We start from the raw sequence: 20,093 nt of genomic DNA on the forward strand, positions 1-20,093 counted from the left end.
TTGCTGATTCCAGATGCCGATCTGCCGGAAGAGACCTTCCATGCCGAAGGTGCGCGATTCGTCGGGAACGATGGGGGACCACGTGGCGGCCGACCTTCTTGTCCTTGAGCAGGATGTTCAGGAGCGGACGATGGACATCGTGGTCGATACTTCACGCCCCTCGCCCGACGCCTTGAGCAGCGCGTCGAAAGCCGACAGGGCGGGGATATCCAGTGCTTCGGCAGTGCGGCGGCGTTTCGGCAGGTAGCCACCGAGGTCCATCCGCCGCTGGCGCATGTAGGTCAGTTCCGGCGAGCCCTCCGCGAACTTCAGGGTACGGCAGTTCCTTGAGCTGGTCGTCGGCGACCGGCAGGCTGAAGCGATCGCGGAAGCGCTTGATCGCCTCGTAATCGAGTTTCTTCTGCTGGTGCGAGATGTTCATAGCCTCGCCGGCCTGGCCCATGCCGAAGCCCTTGATCGTCTTGGCCAGAATCAGCGTCGGCTGGCCCTGGTGCTCGACGGCCGCCTTGTAGGCGCTGAAGATCTTGAAGATGTCGTGACCACCGCGGTTCAGCCCCCAGACCTGCTCGTCGGTCCAGTCGGCGACCAGTTCCCTGAGTTCCGGAGTATTGAAGAAATGCTCGCGGACGTAGGCCCCGTCCTTGGCCTTGAAGGTCTGGTACTCGCCGTCGACGGCGGTCCATCATGCGCTGCTTGAGGATGCCCTTCTTGTCGCGCAGCAGGAGCGTGTCCCATTGCGTTCCCCAGACCAGCTTGATGACGTTCCAGCCGGCGCCGCGGAAAGTGCCTTCGAGTTCCTGGATGATCTTGCCGTTTCCGCGCACCGGCCCGTCGAGACGCTGCAGGTTGCAGTTGATGACGAAGATCAGATTGTCGAGATTTTCGCGTGCGGCCATGCCGATGGCGCCCAGCGATTCGACCTCGTCGGTCTCGCCGTCGCCGAGGAAAGCCCAAACCTTACGGTCTCCGGCCTGGATGAAGCCGCGGCTGTCGAGGTACTTCATGAAACGCGCCTGGTAGATCGCCTGGATCGGACCGAGGCCCATCGACACCGTCGGGAACTGCCAGAAATCGGGCATCAGCCAGGGGTGCGGGTAGGAAGACACCCCCTTGCCATCGACTTCCTGCCGGAAGCAGTCCATCTGCTCGTCGGTCAGACGCCCGAGCAGGTGCGCCCGCGCGTAAACACCGGGCACCGAGTGTCCCTGGAAGAAGATCAGGTCGCCGCCGTGCTGCTCGGAAGGCGCGTGCCAGAACCACGAGAAGCCGACATCGTAAAGCGCCGCCGCCGAGGCAAAGGAAGCGATGTGGCCACCGACGTTGGTGTCGCGGTTGGCGCGCACAACCATCGCCATGGCGTTCCAGCGAATGTAGTTGTGAATCCTGATTTCGAGATCGGCATTACCGGGATACTTGGGCTGCTGATCGACCGGGATGGTATTGATGTACTCGGTAGTGGCGCTGTAGGGGATATCGATTCCCTCCTGGCGCGCCTGCGAAATCAGGCCGTCGATCAGGTAGTGAGCGCGCTCGGCGCCTTCCCTGTCGATTACACCACTGAGCGCGTCTTGCCATTCCTGGGTCTCTTGCGGGTCGGCATCGGTGGCGCCGGCCGACAGCGCGTTTTCGGGCAGAGCTGCCATGAACTTGTCTCCTGGTCTGCAGAATCATGAAATGAATAGTCTTGCCGGACGCCAAAGCGGACGCCAACACGGAGGGTAAACGCTTGCGTGCCGACAAAGTACCGCAGTGCAGCAAGCGCCTGTTTATCGCATTGTAAAACAGCATTTTGTATCGTGCAATTTTTTGGCCCCGAGTGGCACTTTCGAGGCTTTTCGGCACTTCCTATTGACCGTGCCTTGGCCAGGAAGTTGATCGGCGGCAACCGAAAATCGTCAATCAGCGGCTCGCTGGCCCGCTTAACACCGCTGCCTTGGTCGCCACTTCGGGGCGGGCGTGGCGCCGCAATTCCGCCGCCTTCAGCAAACTGGGCAGCCGCCTGAAAGCCTGTCGTCGCCGGAATCCTTGGCTTCCACACCGCGTGCAACACGACCCTTGCGCGCTTGCTTCCCTTGCGGCGGCCAAGCTCGACCAGCGACTCGGCACCACCCTGCTTGGCAGTACCGGGCAGGGGCCGATTTGCGATAAAATCGCGGCTTTCCCGAGGTGTTGAGAAGAGGCCGCGCTCCCTGCGACCGTCAGCGCGGCTGGCGCCCGTACGTCGCCCGCCGCTGCCGTCCGCCATTGCCCTTCCCGCCCCTTTCTCCACCTCCCTTCTGGCGACTCCAGGAACACCCGACATGACCGCAAAAATCCTCGACGGCACCGTTCTCGCACAAAAACTGCGTGCCGACTTCAAGACCCGCGCCGAAGCCCTTGCCGCGCGCGGCACACGCCCCGGACTGGCGGTGATCCTGGTCGGCGAAGACCACGCTTCGCAGGTTTATGTCCGCAACAAGGTCAACGCCTGCGCGCAGGCCGGCTTCCACTCCGAGAAAATCAGCTACCCGCCCGACGTCGAGCCGGCGGTGGTGCTCAAGAAGATCGCCGAACTCAATGCCGACTCCAGGATCCACGGCATCCTCGTCCAGTTGCCATTGCCAAAACACTTCGACAGCGACGCGGTACTCAAGGCGATCTCGCCGGAGAAGGACGTCGACGGCTTTCATGCCGAGAACTTTGGCGCCCTGATGCAGGGCAATCCGCGCTTCATCCCGTGCACCCCGTATGGCGTGATGAAGTTCTTCGCCGACGCCGGCATCGACCTGAAAGGCAAGGAGGCAGTGGTCATCGGTCGCTCGAACATCGTCGGCAAGCCGATGGCCATGCTCCTGATGCAGGCCGGCGCGACGATCACCGTCTGCCATTCGCAGACGCGCGACCTCCTGTTCCATACCCGGCGCGCCGACATCCTGGTCGCCGCGCTCGGGCGTGCCCAATTCGTCACCGCCGAGATGGTCAAGCCCGGTGCGGTGGTCATCGACGTGGGCATCAATCGCCTGCCCAATGGCAAGCTCTGCGGCGACGTCGACTTCGCTGCGGTCAGCCAGGTCGCCTCGGCGATCACGCCGGTCCCCGGCGGCGTCGGGCCAATGACCATCACCATGCTGCTCGCCAACACCCTCGAAGCCGCCGAAAGAGAGGCGCTCTGATGGCGCAGCAACAGGCTCCGCTGGTCGGCGTCGTCATGGGCTCGGATTCCGACTGGCCAACCATGCAGGCCGCGGCCGTGATGCTCAAGGAGTTCGGCGTGCCTTTCGAAGCACGCGTCGTCTCCGCCCATCGCACCCCGGACCTGTTGTTCGAGTACGCGTCGACAGCTGCCGCGCGAGGCCTGAAGGCGATCATCGCCGGCGCCGGTGGCGCGGCGCATCTGCCCGGCATGCTTGCCGCCAAGAGCACCCTGCCGATTCTCGGTGTGCCGGTGCAGTCGAAGGCGCTGTCGGGACAGGATTCCTTGCTCTCGATCGTGCAGATGCCGAAAGGGATACCGGTCGCCACTTTTGCCATCGGCGAAGCCGGCGCGGCCAATGCCGCGCTGTTTGCCGTCGCCATGCTGGCCACCGGTGACCCGGCGCTGGCCCAGCGCCTCGACGAGTTCCGGCAGGCGCAGGCGACCAAGGTCATGGCCATGAAGCTGCCGGAAGTGTGACGCAGCGCAGCGCCGAGCAGCCCCCCGCTTCCGGCAACACTTCCTTCACGCGCCGCTATCCGCGTCTCGTTCAACGGATCGCCGCGCGCCACGTGAGAAGAAAATGATTCTTCCTCCTGCAAATCTCGGCATGCTCGGCGGCGGCCAACTCGGCCGCTTCTTCGTCGCCGCCGCGCACGAACTCGGCTACAAGGTCTGGGTACTCGACCCCGACCCGCGCAGCCCCGCCGGACTGATTGCCGACCGCCATCTGGTCGCCGGCTACGACGACTATCCAGCGCTCGACGAACTGGCGCAGGCGTGCACGGCGATCAGCACCGAGTTCGAGAACGTCCCCGCCGCCACCCTCGACTACCTGGCCAAGTTCGTCCTCGTCCGACCGTCGGCAGCGGCAGTCAGCGTCTGCCAGAACCGCATCGCAGAGAAGAACTTCCTGCGCCAGCACGGCCTGCCGATCGCCGACTTCATCGCCGTGACGGGCGAAGCGGATCTGCGCAGTGCCGCGCCGGGCCTATTCCCGGCCATCCTCAAGGTCGCCCGTTTCGGCTACGACGGCAAGGGACAGGCGGTGGTCGACGGCCGTGAACAAGCCATCGCTGCTTTCCAGCACTTCCAGGGCGAGACCTGCGTCCTCGAACAGAAGCTCGCGCTCGGCAGCGAAATCTCGGTCGTCCTGGCGCGCGACGAAGACGGCCGGATGAAGAGCTTTCCGGCCGTCGAGAACAGTCACCGCAAGGGCATCCTCGACGTTTCCCTGGTACCGGCGCGCGCGCCGTCCGGGCTGCGCAGCAGGGCCGCCGAGCTGGCCGAGAAGATCGCCGACGGCCTGGGCTATATCGGCACGCTGGCGGTCGAGTTCTTCGTCGTTGACGGCGAGCTGGTGGTCAACGAAATGGCGCCGCGTCCGCACAACAGCGGTCACTTCACGCTCGACGCCTGCCTGACCAGCCAGTATGAGCAACAGGTACGCGCGCTCTGCGGCTTGCCACTCGGCGACCCGCGCGCGCACTCGGCAGCGGCGATGGTCAACCTCCTCGGCGACCTGTGGTACGAAAACGGCCCGGCCGGTCCTCGCTACCGGGAACCCGACTGGTCGCAGCTGCACGCCTTTGCGGGCCTCAAGCTGCACCTCTACGGCAAGCACCACGCACGGCACGGTCGCAAGATGGGGCATTTCACGGTGGTCGACGACGACCCGCAGCAAGCCCGCGAAAGGGCGCTGGCAGCGCGCGCTGCGATCGGCATCGTCGATGCTTCCTGAGCAGGCCGACATCGATCGTGCCGTCGCGCTGCTGCAGGCCGGCGAGCTGGTCGCCTTTCCGACCGAGACGGTCTACGGTCTGGGGGCCGACGCCGCCAACCCGCACGCAGTGGCGAGGATTTTTGCGGCCAAGGGTCGCCCCGCCGATCACCCCTTGATCGTCCATCTCGCCGGCGCCGGCTGTCTCGAACGCTGGGCCCGCGACGTCCCGCCACTGGCCTGGGAACTCGCCGAGGCCTTCTGGCCGGGACCGCTGACCCTGATCCTCAGGCGCGCAGCGGCGGTTCCCACCGCGACCACCGGCGGCCAGGACACGATCGGCGTACGCGTACCGGCCCATCCCGTGGCCCTGGCGCTGCTGCGTGCCTACGCCGAGGCCGGCGGAGGCGTCGGCGGCATGTGCGGTGTCGCCGCGCCGTCGGCCAACCGCTTCGGGCGCATCAGCCCGACCGAAGCGAGACATGTGCGCGAAGAGCTGGGCGAGACCGTGCCGCTGATCCTCGACGGGGGTCGCTGCCTGGTCGGCATCGAGTCGACGATCGTCGACCTGAGCCGCGGCGAGACCCAGCCGCCGCGGCTGCTGCGCCCGGGACGCGTGACGCCCGAACAGATCGCCGCGGTGATCGGCGTCCTGCCGCAGACGGCGACGCCGGCGACGAGCGACGACGCGCCGCGCGTGTCCGGATCGCTGGCCGCTCACTACGCGCCGACGACGCCCCTGCGACTGGTCGCCCCCGCGCAGCTTGCCGACGTCGTCGACGCGCTACAGCAGGCGGGACGCCGCTGTGCGGTCGTCTGCCGCAGCCCGCTGCCGCAAGCCGTCTCGCCGCACGCGCTGCGCAAGCTGCCCGACGATCCCCGCGGCTACGCGCGCGCGCTCTACCGGGCCCTGCGCGAGCTTGATCACAGCGCGGCCGACCTGATCGTCGTCGAAGACGTCCCCGTGACGCCATCCTGGGCTGCCGTCACCGACCGCCTGCGGCGCTCTGCCGCTGGCGCTCAGGCCACGGGTCTGCGCGACGGGTAACGCCGACTCCCGGTCAGCGGCAGGCCGGCCCGGAAAAACGAGGCTGACGGCGCGGGGAGTGCCGGGATTGCCGGGATTGCCGGGATTGCCGGGATTGCGACCGCCTCAACGCCCGAAACTGTATTTCCAGAAGAAATCCAGAGCGTTGTCTGAACCGGCACGACCGACGACGTAGAAGTTGCGGTTGAGATAGGCCGTCAGCTTGACGACGCTTTCCGCGGTGCTCAGTGACTGCTCGTAGCTGATCAGGACATCCGACGACAGCCGCTTGCCGACGCTGACGATCTGGCCGGTGGTGGTATTGGTCGAACCAAAGGAACTGGTGTTGGCAATGCTGCTGGTCTGCGAGCGGCCCGAACCGCCGATCGAACCGCTGCTGACACCGAATTCGTCGATCCCCAGACTGCGCTGCAGCTTGCCCAGCGTCCCGCCGTCCTGGCCGCCAAACAGCGTCTGCGCGGCGGCCAGCAGGACGCCACCACCGCCCGATCCCTCCTGGTCGGACGCGTGCCCAAGAACCAGCCACGAGAGTTTCTCGGCATCCGGCACCACGGGGTCGGAAACCAGGCGCACGATCGGCCGCCGGGCGGTTCCGGTGACTTCGACACCGGCCTCGACCGGCAGGTTGGTACGAATCGCGCGGATGTTGAGACCGGGATTGTCGATCAGTCCCTGGAAGTTGAGAATGCCACGCTCGATGGCCAGCTTCTGGCCGTAGGCGTCGAAGCGGCCGCCTACCGTCCGGATCGACCCGGTCGCTCGTGGCAGGCCGCTTCCTTCCGAGGCGATCTTGATCGAGCCTGCGAGGCGGCTTTCGACGCCGGCACCACGAAAATGGAAGTAGCGTCCGAGGTCAGCGTCGATGTTCAGCGACAACAGACGCGCCGCCGCCGGCGCCTTGGCTTTCTTCTGTTCCTTGCGTTTGATCACCACGTCGTCGGAGAGCTGCGGTGTGCCACTCTTGGCCAATTCCCAGTAACCGGCGTCGACCTTGAAACTTCCGAGAACGTCGAGCAGTTTCTCGCCCAGGGTCAGTTTGGCGTCGCCCGAGACGAGCATCCACTGATTCGCGCGCTGCGTCACCCCGAGACGATCTGCGCGCAGGGTCAAGACGCCATCGGTATTCCCGAGATGCAATTCGCCGCTGGCCTCGACACGACCGGGTTTGGCGGTCAGGTTGGCGGCAGCGACGCCGGGGTCGAGGGCCAGGGTGCGCGGCATGGCCTGGAAATCACTCTCGAAAGACAGCTGCTTGAGAAGCAGGCGCACGTCACCGGGTTTGTCGCCGGTCAGCTGCAGCAGCAACTTGCCACGTTCCAGGCGCATCCCGTGGTCCAGGGCGCGCACGGCGAGGCCGTCACCACGCAATTCTCCGCCGAGCTCAGGCTTCGCCGGAGTTCCGGCAAGCTGCATCGCGCCCTCCAGACGACCGCCCAATTGCCAGCCGTCTCCCACCAGGCGAGCGGCCCAGGCCAGATCCGGAACGTCCATCTTGAGTTGCCCGCGCCACGGCGCCTGCTGACTGATCAGCGTCGTCGCCGAACTCGCCGCGCTGAGCCTGCCACTCAGCTCACCCAGTTTCTTGCCCCGCAGGCTGAGTTCGGCGTCGAGACGTCCATCCTTGGCGAGAAGGCTGACCACTCCCTCCGTCAAACCGAGCGGAACGACGCCGATCGACAGGTCGCCGCTCTCGCGCCACAGCCGCAGACGGCCCGTCGGCAAGCTGCTCTTCGCCACTTTGCGCTGGCCGCTTGCACGGCTATCGCCGCTGTTGCCAAGATCCCACTCGGCGTTCAGGCGCAGCGTCTCGCCGCTGCCCTTGGCGGCCCCGATGGCCGAGTCGTCGAACCATTCCGGAAATTCGGCGAGCGTCGCGACCAGCGGCAGGCCGCGCAGACTGCCGGCGGTCTGCCAACGCTGCCCCTCGTAGAACACCCGCTCGAGGCGCGCCGACCACGTCGGCCCGACAAAGTCTGCGGGACCGGCGCTGAAGCGCGCCGCAGCGACCTGCAAGGGCAAGGGCCCGGCGAGGCGGACGAAGGGCTTGTCCTTGCTCGCCAGCGACGAGACACTCAGTTCGCTGAGCGCGCCAGTCCATGCCATGCCGCTCGCCGGAGTCGTCAGCCCCCCTTCGAGCAGCAGGCGCAGATCGCGTTTTCCGGGTAGCGCAAGCTGGCCGCGCAGGCGGTGTGCGCTGCGTACGCCGTCGGCCTCGAACAGCACTTTGCCGGCCACCGGATTGCCGTCGGCCAGATCGACGCCGCTGAGCTGCAACCTTCCCGACAGCGCGCCGTCCTTGCCGTCCCCCAGGCGGGCTGCGAGATCGAGCCCGCGGATTTCGCCGAAGTCCTTCCCCGCCAGACGCGCCGAACGCAGGTCGGCCGACACTTCGGGCGACTTCATGGTACCGGCGAGCAGCAGCGTCCCGTTGAGATCGCCGGCCACACCCAGCGGATCGAGTCTTGGCGCACTGATCGATACCGTCAGACGGTCGCCACGGGCGCCGAAAGCGCCTTTCGCGGTCAGCCGATTGCCGGCCGCGTTGAGCTCGACGTCGGCCTTGCGCAGGCGTTCACCGGCAAGATCGACTTCTCCGGAACCGGTCAGCGACTGGCCGCGAAAGCGACTGTCGTGCAGCTGAAAGCGCAGAGCGAGCGTCAGCGGCGGCCGGCTGCTGCCGTTGGCGTCGAAGTCGGCGTTGAGCCGTGCCGGCGGCACCTCGGCAAAGCGGCTGGGATCGAAGTTCTTCAGACTTCCCTTGACGACAAACCTGCCGGCGTCGACCAGGCCGAGCCGCCCACTGGCGACGAGCCTGGCGTCGCCAGTGGACAATCGCAGCTGGTCGACGACGATCTCCGTCGGCTTGATGGCGATCTTGCTGTCGAGGCTGAACTGCGGGTCGCGCAGTTCCAGCTCGAGCAGCTGCTGATTGATGCCCAGGCTGGCGCGCAACGGGCCGGCGAGCTTGGTTGGGCGCAATGTGCTGACCAGGGCGCGCGCGTCGAGCGCCGTGGCCATCAGGCGCAGGGTCAGTTCGCTGCCGCGGAGAAGGCCACTGCCGCGCAGGCGCCCGCCGCCGGACAAGCGCAGATCGAGATCGGCCAACTGCAACTCGTCGCCGCTCAGCCGCAAACCGGCGTGCAGGGACTCGACCGGCAGCGACTGCTGGTCGGCAGCGCCCGGACGCCGATTGCGCAGCGTCAAACGCCCACCCAGGACGTCCGGCGCGTCAGCGAGCGGCCGCAAATCGACGCCCAGATCGAGCGCTGCCTGTGGCGCACCCTTGCTCCATGCCGCCGGGTCGACTCCCGATATCTTGGCCACGATTTCGACGATCGGCTGCGCCAGGAAAGGCTTCAGTCGAGCACTGACTTCAGCCGCAAAACTCTCGCCGGTTCTACCGTCGATCGGCTCACCGCTGCCCCGCAGGCTCAGTTCTTCGAGCGGCCCGTCGGCGAGCAGATCGAAAGCCAGCGCTCGTCCAGCGGCTTCGCCTTCGATGCGCAACTTCGCCGCCAGCGCGTACGGCTTGTCGGCGGCCAGAGAGGCCTCGCCGCTGAGCGCCAGCCCGCTGACATTGGCGGTCAACGCAGTCACGCGATGCCATTCGCCAGCGCTGCTCAGCCTCAGCGCCAGCGCCTCGACGACCATCGCCGCCTTTCCGTCGGGGTGGGTATAGTCGCCGACTTCGATGCTTCCGAGCTGCAGTTGCTCGACGTCGATGGCCAGCGGCAGACGCAGGCTGTCGGGCACGACCAGCGGCTCGTCGCTGGGAAGGCTGGCGAAGCGCAGGCTCGCCACGGCCAGACGGCTGACCGAAAGTCGCGCCTGCAACAACTCGGCGGGGCGCCAGTCGAACTGCAGGTCCTGCAGCTGCACGTCGAGCGTCGCGTCGCGCCAGTGCAGCGACGGCAGGGTCAGCGAACCCTGCAACGAGCCCGTCGGTTCGCCGAGCGTCAGCTGCCCCCCGGCGAGCTGCTCGAGGGCGCGGCAGGCGACGCGAAAACCACTCTCGGTCGCCAGCAGCCAGGCCAGGGCGACGAAGAGGCCCAGTACGATGGCCAACGGGCTGATCCATAGCCAGCGCAGAGAACGCCTGGATGGCGCCGGCGGCGCCGCCCGGCTGTCGCCGCCGGCGCCCTCGGGCGCCTCCGCCTGTCCGTCGAGCGGACTCGCCACGGGCGCCGCGGGCGGTTCTTTTTCGTCGTTCAAAACGGCACCGCCAGCGAAAAGTCGAAGCGCAACTTGCCGTCGCGCTGGCCGTAAGCGAGATCCAGACCGAGCGGGCCAACCGGACTCTTCCAGCGCGCGCCAAGACCGTAGCCCACCGCCAGATCGAAGGCGTCACGACTGTCCTGTGCGTCACCCGCGTCGACGAATGCCGCCGCACCCCAGGAGGGGGTGATCCAGTGCGTGTATTCGGCACTCATGGTCATCAGGTAACGGCCGCCGACAACTGCTTCGCCTTGCTGCACACCGAGGCTCTGATAGGCGTAACCGCGAACCGAGTTGCTGCCGCCGGTACGAAAGAGGAAATCCTGCGGAATACCGTTGCTCGAGGGCGCCAAGGTGGCGCCCAGTTCGGCGCGCAGGAGCAGGCCATCGCTGGCGCCCAGCGGCACCCCCTGCGCGTAGCGAAAGTAGGTCCGCAGGAAGTTCTGATCGGACAGCAGCTGTTTGCTGGCTCCGCCAAGCTGAAACTGCAGGGCAATCCCCTCCGACGGATCGAGGGGATCCCGCGCGTGCCGCCAGGTCCAGCCGGCCTGCGCGGTGAGGGCCTGGTTGGTCGTCGTCGGCGAACCTTTCGGCGTCTGCTTTTCTTCCTGCCAATTGAGTCCCAGGCGCTGCTCGACACTGCCGCGCTGCTGCACGCGCGTCGCCCCCACGGAGAAACTCTCGAGCGCCAGATTTTCGATGTCGGAGCTCTGGAAAGCCATTCCCACGCCGTCACGCCGCCGCCGATCGTCAGGCGGGAAAAAGACATCGGCGTAGGCCGTCTGGCGCAGCTGCTCGATACGCACGCCGGTGTGAAGTTCCCAGGCGCGACCGAAGAGGTCGCTGCTGCGGTAGTTGGCTTCGACGCGCGCGCCGGTGTTGGTGCTGTAGCCGGCGCCCAGCGACACCTGGTAGGGCGCACGCTCGCGGACATGCACCAGTACCGGCGCGCTGACCCGTCCATCCGCGTCAACGGGCGGGCTGTCGCCATCCTTGCTGCGCTCGAGCGAAACGGTCACCGACCCGAAGTACGGCGTGTCCTGCAAGGCTGTCTGCAAGGCCAGCAGCCGGTCCTCGCGATAGGGCTTACCGGCTTCGACCGTACGGTTGTAGCGCTCGATCAGGGCCGGCTCATAGCGCTTCAGGCCACTGATCTTCAGCTCGCCAAAACTGTACGGCGGACCCGCAACGACGACCACGTGCAGGTCGACGCTGTGCGCCGCAGGGTCGACCTCGGCCGTACTGTCCTGCAAACGACCGCCGGCAAAGTCTACGGCCAGCAGGTCGGCGAGCAGGGATTGCTTGGCGTCATCCCAGTCGGCTTGCCGGAAAGGCTGGCCGCTTTTCAGTTTCCAGCCTTGGCGCAGGGCTTCACGACGCGCCTCGTCCACCGCACCGACGATTTCGATGCGCACGCCGCCGACCGTCGAGCGTACGCCTGGATCGACATCGACGAGCAGCGTGTCGTCACTCCCGGTGACCACAACCTGCGGCGAGAAATAGCCCTCGGTCGCCAGCAGGGCGGGCACTTCGCGCCGCATCCGGCGCTCGAAGGCGGCCTCCGCCGGGGCGTCGGCGACGTCGCCGAGTTCCAGGTAGTCGGTCAGCAGCTGGCGAACGTCTTCCGGCGCCTGCAATTGCGGCACAGCGGCGGCGACCGGCAGGGCGAGCAGCAGCGCTGCCAGAACAACGGGCTTGTGCATGGACGGAGAGAGGAACGGCTGTAGCAAACTGAATAGCGTGACTTCGATCGTTCTGACGCGCCGCGCGAGCGCTGCGTCGCCGGCCGACGTGCCGGAGGCGCTTGCGGCAGGCCGTATAGCATAGACGTTTTGCGCGCGCCGTTGGCAAGAACTGTGCAAACGTCCGCGCAAACCGACGCCGTAGACGCTGCCGGCGTCGCCTGGAGACGACAGGAGACAGCTTGCGGGAGCCAGGCATGGCGCTCGCCGAGCAGCGGCTGGCGCTCACCCGCGACAGGTTTCGGGCCGCGCGCCACGAGCACCATCCTCGCCCGGGGCGATCTCCGAAATGCTTAAGCGACGTAACATTGCCGTCTTCTTCTCATGGTGCATTTCCATGCGCTTCAACACATCGCACAGGAAGCGCAGCGTTTGCATGATGTAAGGCCCCTTGTTGAGCATTACGCATTCGGCGCGGGTTCCCATCGCCGCGTCGGTCACTTCGGCGCGCGACGGCATGCCCCCCTTGGCCAGAGATTCGAGCACCTGCGTTGCCCAGATCACCGGGACATGGGCGGCCTCGCACAGCCAGAGAATCTCCTCCTGCACTTCCGAAAGACGTTCAAAGCCCAGTTCGACACCGAGATCGCCGCGCGCCACCATGACCGCGACGTTGGGGTGCCGCATGGCCGCAAACAACAGGCTTGGCAGCCGGCTGAAAGCCTTAGTGGTCTCGATCTTCAGGACCATGCCCAGGTGATTGGCGTCGAACCGGTCAAGTGCGAGCAGCAAGTCTTCGATATCCTGCGGCCGCTGCACGAAAGACATGGCCACCATGTCGGCGTGCCGCACGACGAAAGCGAGGTCCGCAAGATCGTTCGCACCCAGCGCCAGCAGCTTGAGGTCGGTGTCCGGCAGATTGATTCCCTTCTCACCCTGGAGCTTTGCCGCGCCCCCCGCTGCGTAGGTGACATCGACGCTGAAGCGCTCGGGCGTCACCCGGCGGATTTTCCCGGCGATCTTTCCGTCATCGAAGAAAATCCTCTCTCCTTCGCGGACGCTGATGAATGCCTCGTCCAGCGAACAGGCGATGCATGCCGCTTCGAGCAGCTTGCCATCATCATCATAGGTTGCCGGCCGGCCGAGAATCTCGCCTCTGACCACCTCGAGGACCTCCCCAGGCTTGAGCAACAAGGCCTGCGGCGTTGGCGGCAGGGGGCCAACGGTGGCTTTCGCTACGGTTCTTGCCTTTCGCCGTACGCTCAGTCGGGTGCCCTCGACGACGTAAGCCGTGCGCACCCCCTGGCAAAGACAGGCGTCTGCAGAAACGGCGATCACCTCGAGCGTTCGTGCCCGCCCGCGTGCATCGTGCAAGGCGATGAAATCGCCCCCTCTGACCCGGGCCAACAGCTTCCCCTGCACCGGCACTGTCGTTCCGGCAAAAGCATCGTCGGGAACTTCGTTGACGAAGCGAACCAGCGCCGGCGCAATCGTCTGGCCGAGCGCATTTCTCTGTGGCCGCCACTTGACGACGCCCGGCGACGATTCGACGGCACCGGTGCGCAGCTTCGGTCCGGCCAGATCGCAACAGACCTTGCACGAGCGCCCCAGCTTCCTTTCCGCCTGCCGCAGCTGGTCGACCATTCGCCCCCAGACGTCTGCGCTGTCGTGCGCACAGTTGATGCGCATGATGTCCATCCCCTGGGCGAGAAGGTTGCTGACGAAGGACGGGTCGGCAGCCGCTTCACTCGGCATGGTGACCATGATCCGCGTCTTGCGGTCGCTGTGCAGAGGCCCCAGGATCGCATGCGCATGCCGTGCCAGCACTTGATCGCCCTCGTGGAAACGAATCGGCCGGACCGCCTGCACACGATCGGGAACAGCGCTCTTGCGCAAGAGGCAGAGGACATCGGCCACGTTGTCCAGTGAAGCCATCACGTGCGCCTCCATGCGGCCCAGCGAACTCAGCCCCAATCGGCCCAGTTCGCGCTGCAGGATGCGGATGTCGACCCGCCGCACGGCCAGATAGTGTGCCAGGTTGCGAGCACTCGCTGCGCATTCCGGCGCAACGAGGCGCAACCGGTCATCCAGTTCATCCTCGATGGCCATCGCATCTTCGCGCAGCCTCTCGACGGCAAGCCCCACGCGGCGCACAAGGGCGTTGCGCGATTGCTCGTCGGTCATCTCTTCTTGCTCGCTGGCCACGCCGGCTTTCCCCAATCAACTTGAAATGTTCCTTGCCAAGGGCGCCATTCTTGGCAAGCAAGGTTTCAGTTGTGTGAAGCTGACCGGCAAGCGCACCAGACAGGCCTTGCGCCGACCCTCGTTCGCGGCAGCAAAAAAACAAGCTTGATGCCCATAGCATTGCCTGTTGCCGGCCGAAGGCGACAGCCGCGCCGGCCCACTTCCATCCGCCAGGCGGTGCCCGGAGGACGCCATCCCGCATTTTTTTTCGGCGCCGCTCGCGGATTACGGCAGCGTCCTCGCCCGCCAGCGTTGCGGACCTCCGCAATCGTCCGAAACCTGTCTGATTCCCGGCTTTTAGCGCCGCCAAGCATTGCACCGTCGAAGCCGAATTGGGTATGATCACTGAGTCACGTCCACGCGGCTGTTCCCACCAAATCACTCCTACGGAGCCCAATTATGGCAAAAGCAGAAAAAGTAAAAAAATCGAAGAAAATTGCAGATACCGAACAAGGCGAAACACTGGCTGTAAGCAGCCCTGAGTTCGTCAAGATCACCAAGGTCGTCGGTCGGCAGATCCTCGACTCGCGCGGCAACCCGACCGTCGAAGTCGACATCACGCTCGACAATGGTTACATGGCTCGCGCCGCTGTCCCGTCGGGTGCGTCGACCGGTGAATTCGAAGCCTGCGAACTGCGCGATGGCGACAAGAAAGCCTACCTCGGCAAAGGTGTCCTGAAAGCCGTTGCTGCGGTCAATGGTCCGATTGCCAAACTGCTCAAGGGCAAGAACCCGCTCGAGCAACGTGCCCTCGACGAAGCGATGATCGCCCTCGACGGCACGCCGAACAAGTCGAATCTCGGTGCGAACGCACTACTTGGCGCGTCGATGGCCATCACCCTGTGCGCTGCCAACGTCAGCAAGATGCCCCTCTGGAAGTACATCGGCAAGATTCACCACAACCGCGATTTCTGCCTGCCAACGCCGATGGCCAACATCATCAACGGAGGCAAGCACGCCGACAACCTGATCGACTTCCAGGAATTCATGATCATGCCGGTCGGCGCGCCGAGCTTCTCGGAAGGCCTGCGCTGGATCACCGAGATCTTCCACGCGCTGAAGAGCATCCTGAAGAAAGGCGGGCATGTCACCGCCGTCGGCGACGAAGGTGGCTTCGCCCCCAACCTGACCAACGACCAGTCACTCGAAGTGATCATGGAAGCCATCGTCGCGGCCGGCTACAAACCCGGCAAGCAGATCGGCATCGCCCTGGATTGTGCGTCTTCCGAGCTCTTCGACGAAGGTGACCGCAAAGGCTACAAGTTCTGGAAGTCCAACCCGGACAAGCTGTTCACCGACGACGAGATGATCAAGGTGTACAGCGACTGGTGCAAGAAGTACCCGATCGTGTCGATCGAGGATGGTCTCGACCAGAGCGACTGGGAAGGCTACGTCAAGCTGACCAAGGCACTCGGCGCGAAAGTGCAGATCGTCGGCGACGACTTCTTCGTCACCAACCCGGTCCGCCTCAAGCAGGGTATCGACATGAAGGCGGCCAACGCGATCCTGATCAAGGTCAACCAGATCGGCACGGTGACCGAGACGCTCGACGCCATCAAGATGGCGCAGAAGGCGGGTTACGGCGTCATTTCTTCGCACCGTTCGGGCGAGACCGAGGACGCGTTCATCGCCGACCTCGCTGTCGGCACCGGCGCCGGCCAGATCAAGACCGGTTCGCTGTCGCGTACCGACCGCATCTGCAAGTACAACCAGCTGCTGCGCATCGAGGAGCAACTGGGCAGCAAGGCCGTCTACAAGGGCCTCAAGTCGATCAAGGGCGCCGGCTTCTAAGTCGCGCTACCCGTGAGCAAAAAGGCATCGCCAGGCGATGCCTTTTTTTGTTCACCCGCCTGCTCCGCCGATTACTCGCCGAGGTCGCCGAGCCGGATCGGCTTGCTGCGCGTGCCCGCCTGACGCGGTAGCAGCAGCGAAAGCAGGCCGGCCACCAGGACGAATGCCGAGGACGCCCACAGGCAGGCGACGAGACCGTTCTGGGCTCCGCTTTGCAGCCCCCACTGATAGAGCGCACCGGAGAGAACCGTTCCGGCAAGGCGACCGGCAGCGTTGGCCATGTAATAGAAGCCGACGCTCATCGCCACCTTGTCGCTGTCGGTGTAGGCCAGAATCAGGTACGAGTGAACCGCCGAGTTGAGCGCAAAGACGGCGCCGAAAACGATCAAGCCGGCGACGACGACGACCGCCGGCGCCGCACCGGCGCTCAGCGCCAGGGCAATCGCCGCCGGCAGCGCGGCGAGGACGAACGCCAGGATCGTCGCCGTCCGTCCGTCGGGTTCGTGCCGCCCCTCGACCCGGCTGCGCAAGAGTCCCGGAGTCGCCGCCTGGACGATGCCGTAGCCGATGATCCAGATCGCCAGAAAGCCACCCGACTGCCAGAAGGTCCAGCCGAGGACGCTGGACAGAAATACCGGCAGACCGACGACGAACCAGACGTCACGCGCCCCGAAGAGAAAGATGCGCGCCGCCGCCAGCTTGTTGACCGCCGCGTTGCGCGAAAACATCTGCCCGAACTTGGCCTTCCTGTTGGCCTGCCCGAGGCCGCCGCGCATGAGCACGGCGGCGAGGGTCAGGGCGACGGCAACCAGCACCACCAGCAGTTTCAGCGCGCTCTGAAAGTCGAGCACGCTGAGCAGAAGGCCGCCAAGGAAGAAGCCGACACCCTTCAGCGCGTTCTTCGACCCGGTCAGAATGGCCACCCAGCGGTACAGGGTTGCCGACGAATCCTCCGGGACGATCAGCTTGACGGCACTCTTGGAACTCATCTTGGTCATGTCCTTGGCGATCCCGCTCAAGGCCTGCGAGGCCATCACCCAGGCGACGACCAGCCAGGCCTGCGGCGCGAAGGCGAGCATCGACAATGCCGCCAGCTGTGTGCCAAGACCAATGAACAGCGTCGTCTTGAGCCCGAAACGGGCGCCGATGTAGCCACCGAAAAGGTTGGTCAGGATGCCGAAGACCTCGTAGAAGACGAACAGCGAAGCCACCGCAAGCGGCGTGTAACCGAGGTTGTAGAAATAGAACAGCACCAGCATGCGCGTGGCGCCATCGGTCACCGTATCGGCCCAGTAGGCACCGGTGACCAGCACGTAATTGCGCAGACCGGCGCGCGACGCGTCGCTGCTCACTGCGGATGGATCGCTCATCGCCCTTTTCCTCTTTCGCTGTTCGCCTCCGCCGCGAGCGTCAGCGCTGCGCACGCTGCCCCGCTACGGAAAGGCTCCTAAAGCGATCTCGCCAGCTTGCGCGCGAGTTCGGCGTAACGATTGGCGTAGCCCCACTCGTTGTCGTACCAGGCGTAGATCTTGAGCATCGTCTCGTTGACCACCAGCGTGTGCGCGGCGTCGATGATCGACGAACGGGCATCGCCCAGGTAGTCCATCGACACCAGCGGCCGCTCCTCGTAACCGAGGATTCCCTGCAGCGGGCCTGCCGCAGCGGCCTTGAACAAGGCATTGACCTCGGCGGCCGTCGTCGGCCGCTGCATTTCGAAGACACAATCGGTCAGCGACGCGTTGAGCAGCGGCACGCGCACCGCGTGGCCGTCGAGCTTGCCTTTCAGTTCCGGGAAGATCAGCGCGATCGCCGTCGCCGAGCCGGTCGTCGTCGGGATCAGCGACAGACTGGCCGCCCGCGCTCGCCGCAGATCCTTGTGCATCTGGTCGTGCACCACCTGCGTGTTGGTCGAGCTGTGGATGGTGGTGATCATCCCGCGCGTGATGCCGATCGCTTCGTGAACCACCTTGACCACCGGCGCCAGGCAGTTGGTCGTGCATGACGCCGCAGTGACGATCTGGTCGCGATCCGGGTCGTAGAGATGGTCGTTGATGCCCATGACGATGTTCAGCACGCCGCCATCCTTGACCGGCGCGGCGACGGCCACCTTCCTGACTCCGGCGTCGAGATAGGGGGTCAGCTGATCGACGCTGCGCCACTTGCCGCTGGCTTCGAGAACGATATCGACGCCGACGTCGCTCCAGGGCCCGCCGGCAACGTCCTTGGCGCTGCTGTAGCTGATCGACTTCCCGTCCACCAGAATGCGTCCGTCGCGCACCTCGATGTCGCGCCGCCAACGGCCCTGTACCGAATCGAATTCGAGCAGGTGCGCCGCCGACTCGACCGGGCCGTTCGCCTCGTTGATATGCACGAACTCCAGCTCCGGGAAATCCCAGGCCGCGCGCAGCGCCAGCCGGCCCATGCGTCCGAAACCGTTGATGCCAACCTTGATAGCCATTTTTAGTTCCTCCGAGTGGTGACCTGGTGCGTGCTGCCTGGCCGGAACGCAGCGAGTCGGCGAGGCTAACGCGGCCAACGCCGCAAGCAGCAGTGCCCTGCGGCACGTTTCCATAATGCTAGAATCTTCGAAATATGTAAAGCCGCCCATCGTTGCGGCTGTCGCCAAGGCCGGGGGTAGAGCATGTCGGACCACGGCCGTGCGGACCGGGCGCTGAACATGAGCGGCGAATCGCCGGGCAAACGCTTTGCGGCAGCGCCAGTATTTCGGTATTGTTGGAACAATGAACAATACCAATGCCGTCACCGCGCTTGCCGCGCTGGCGCAGGAAAGCCGTCTCGCCGTCTTCCGCTTGCTCGTCCAGAATGCCCCTGCCGGCCTGACCGTGGGGCTCATTGCCGAGCAACTGGAGCTGCCCGCGCCGACGCTGTCCTTCCACTTGAAGACGTTGACCCACGCCGGCCTGGTGAGCACCGTACAGGAAGGCCGCTTCGTTCGCTGCCACGCCGACATGCGTCGCATCGACGCCCTGATCGGCTTTCTGACCGACAACTGCTGCGGCGGCCATCCGGAGATCTGCAAGCCGGCGGCGCAGGGGGAACGGTAGATGCCGTTTCCGGAAGCTTGCCGATCGCCGACCGCTGCACCGCCGCCTGGCTGCGTGCGCGCGCATTGGCGATGGCCGGGCCAATGAGTTTCTTCGAGCGCTGGCTGACGCTTTGGGTGTTCCTGTGCATCATTGCCGGAACGATCATTGGCGTCGCCGCTCCCGAACTGGCGCAGACCGTCGGCCGCCTGCAGATCGCCCAGGTCAACCTCCCGGTCGGGCTCCTGATCTGGGTGATGATCATCCCGATGCTGATGAAGGTCGACTTCGCCGCGCTGCATCAGCTGCGCAGCCAGAAGAACAGCATCGGCATCACGCTGTTTGTGAACTGGGCGGTCAAGCCGTTCTCCATGGCGCTGCTCGGCTGGATATTCATCCGCCACGTTTTCGCGCCTTTCCTGCCCGCAGCGCAGGTCGACAGCTACATCGCCGGCCTGATCCTGCTTGGCGCCGCGCCGTGCACGGCGATGGTTTTCGTGTGGAGCAATCTGTGCCGGGGCGACGCCAACTTCACGCTCACCCAGGTCGCGCTCAACGATCTGGTGATGGTCTTCGCCTTCGCTCCGATCGTCGCCCTGCTGCTTGGCGTATCGGCGATTCCCGTGCCCTGGGAGACGCTGTTTCTGTCGGTGGTGATGTACATCGTCCTGCCGCTGGCGATCGCCCAGTTCGCCCGCCAGCGTCTGCGTCGTCACGGCGAGGCGTTTTTCCAGCGCGCCCTGACACGCATCGGGCCCTTCTCGATCGTCGCCCTGCTGGCCACCCTGGTTCTACTTTTTGCCTTCCAGGGGCAGGCGATCAGCGAGCAGCCGCTGATCATCGCCATGCTCGCCGTGCCCATCCTCCTGCAGGGCCTGTTGATCGCCGCGCTTGGCTACTGGCTCAACCGAAAGTTCTGCGTTGCCCATGCCGTGGCCGGCCCGTCAACCATGATAGGAGCATCAAACTTTTTCGAACTGGCTGTCGCGGTGGCAATTGCCCTGTATGGCTTCGATTCCGGTGCTGCACTGGCCACTGTCGTCGGCGTCCTGATCGAGGTCCCGGTGATGCTCTGGCTGGTGCATCTGGTGAATCGCAGCAAGCCCTGGTACGAAGCCGGCCTGCGCCCGCGCGAGCCGCTTCGCGAATCGCACTGAGCAAGGACCAGCACCCGCAA

At 65.3% G+C, this 20,093-nt stretch carries 13 protein-coding genes and 1 pseudogene; 8 read left to right on the forward strand and 6 right to left on the reverse strand.

What is annotated here, in order from left to right; genetic code table 11:
- Positions 1 to 1,643, reverse strand: a pseudogene (gene aceE, locus QZ613_RS09450) (pyruvate dehydrogenase (acetyl-transferring), homodimeric type); the annotation flags it as partial.
- 657 nt (positions 1,644 to 2,300) lie between these two features.
- Between aceE and folD the strand changes: the two are divergent.
- From folD to QZ613_RS09470, 4 genes are all read left to right on the forward strand, one after another.
- Positions 2,301 to 3,152 (forward strand): bifunctional methylenetetrahydrofolate dehydrogenase/methenyltetrahydrofolate cyclohydrolase FolD, encoded by an 852-nt coding sequence (gene folD, locus QZ613_RS09455; RefSeq protein ID WP_291864617.1) that lies wholly within the window; start codon positions 2,301 to 2,303, stop codon positions 3,150 to 3,152.
- Positions 3,152 to 3,652 carry a 5-(carboxyamino)imidazole ribonucleotide mutase gene (purE, locus tag QZ613_RS09460; RefSeq protein WP_043570912.1) on the forward strand — a complete coding sequence of 167 codons (501 nt, stop codon included), beginning with the start codon at positions 3,152 to 3,154 and terminating at the stop codon, positions 3,650 to 3,652. The genes folD and purE overlap by 1 nt, the downstream gene beginning before the upstream one ends.
- A 103-nt stretch (positions 3,653 to 3,755) precedes the next feature.
- Positions 3,756 to 4,913: a 5-(carboxyamino)imidazole ribonucleotide synthase gene (locus tag QZ613_RS09465; RefSeq protein WP_043570909.1), complete on the forward strand. Its 1,158-nt coding sequence runs from the start codon at positions 3,756 to 3,758 to the stop codon at positions 4,911 to 4,913.
- The gene (locus tag QZ613_RS09470) at positions 4,903 to 5,940 is read left to right on the forward strand and encodes an L-threonylcarbamoyladenylate synthase (RefSeq protein WP_291864624.1); all 1,038 of its coding nucleotides are present in this window, start codon (positions 4,903 to 4,905) and stop codon (positions 5,938 to 5,940) included. The genes QZ613_RS09465 and QZ613_RS09470 overlap by 11 nt, the downstream gene beginning before the upstream one ends.
- 105 nt (positions 5,941 to 6,045) lie before the next feature.
- Here the strand turns inward: QZ613_RS09470 and QZ613_RS09475 are convergent, their stop codons facing one another.
- The 3 genes from QZ613_RS09475 to QZ613_RS09485 all read right to left on the reverse strand — a co-directional run bounded on the left by QZ613_RS09475 (position 6,046) and on the right by QZ613_RS09485 (position 14,042).
- Complete coding sequence (locus QZ613_RS09475) at positions 6,046 to 10,152, reverse strand: translocation/assembly module TamB domain-containing protein (protein WP_291864629.1); 4,107 nt, start codon at positions 10,150 to 10,152, stop codon at positions 6,046 to 6,048.
- Positions 10,149 to 11,858, reverse strand: a complete 1,710-nt coding sequence (locus tag QZ613_RS09480; protein ID WP_291982141.1) for an autotransporter assembly complex family protein — start codon at positions 11,856 to 11,858, stop codon at positions 10,149 to 10,151. The genes QZ613_RS09475 and QZ613_RS09480 overlap by 4 nt, the downstream gene beginning before the upstream one ends.
- Positions 11,859 to 12,122: 264 nt before the next feature.
- Positions 12,123 to 14,042, reverse strand: a complete 1,920-nt coding sequence (locus QZ613_RS09485) for a pyruvate kinase (RefSeq protein WP_291901413.1) — start codon at positions 14,040 to 14,042, stop codon at positions 12,123 to 12,125.
- Positions 14,043 to 14,067: 25 nt separating this feature from the next.
- Between QZ613_RS09485 and QZ613_RS09490 the strand changes: the two genes are divergently transcribed.
- Positions 14,068 to 14,190 (forward strand): hypothetical protein, encoded by a 123-nt coding sequence (locus tag QZ613_RS09490; RefSeq protein WP_291864637.1) that lies wholly within the window; start codon positions 14,068 to 14,070, stop codon positions 14,188 to 14,190.
- Between the two features lie 290 nt (positions 14,191 to 14,480).
- Complete coding sequence (gene eno, locus QZ613_RS09495; protein ID WP_291864640.1) at positions 14,481 to 15,872, forward strand: phosphopyruvate hydratase; 1,392 nt, start codon at positions 14,481 to 14,483, stop codon at positions 15,870 to 15,872.
- 71 nt (positions 15,873 to 15,943) lie between these two features.
- Here eno and arsJ read toward each other — a convergent pair whose 3' ends face one another.
- Both arsJ and QZ613_RS09505 read right to left on the reverse strand, forming a co-directional pair.
- The gene (gene arsJ / locus QZ613_RS09500; protein ID WP_043568211.1) at positions 15,944 to 17,242 is read right to left on the reverse strand and encodes an organoarsenical effux MFS transporter ArsJ; all 1,299 of its coding nucleotides are present in this window, start codon (positions 17,240 to 17,242) and stop codon (positions 15,944 to 15,946) included.
- A 77-nt stretch (positions 17,243 to 17,319) separates the two neighbouring features.
- Entirely contained in the window at positions 17,320 to 18,330 is a 1,011-nt protein-coding gene (locus QZ613_RS09505) for an ArsJ-associated glyceraldehyde-3-phosphate dehydrogenase (protein WP_291982143.1), read from the reverse strand.
- Between the two features lie 283 nt (positions 18,331 to 18,613).
- Here QZ613_RS09505 and QZ613_RS09510 point away from each other — a divergent pair, with 283 nt between their 5' ends.
- Both QZ613_RS09510 and arsB read left to right on the forward strand, forming a co-directional pair.
- Positions 18,614 to 18,937: a metalloregulator ArsR/SmtB family transcription factor gene (locus tag QZ613_RS09510; protein WP_291982146.1), complete on the forward strand. Its 324-nt coding sequence runs from the start codon at positions 18,614 to 18,616 to the stop codon at positions 18,935 to 18,937.
- A 71-nt stretch (positions 18,938 to 19,008) separates the two neighbouring features.
- Positions 19,009 to 20,073 (forward strand): ACR3 family arsenite efflux transporter, encoded by a 1,065-nt coding sequence (gene arsB / locus QZ613_RS09515; protein ID WP_291865528.1) that lies wholly within the window; start codon positions 19,009 to 19,011, stop codon positions 20,071 to 20,073.
- The last annotated feature ends 20 nt before the right edge of the window (positions 20,074 to 20,093 follow it).

Source organism: Candidatus Accumulibacter sp. ACC005, from assembly GCF_907163215.1.
GTDB classification, from domain to species: domain Bacteria; phylum Pseudomonadota; class Gammaproteobacteria; order Burkholderiales; family Rhodocyclaceae; genus Accumulibacter; species Accumulibacter regalis.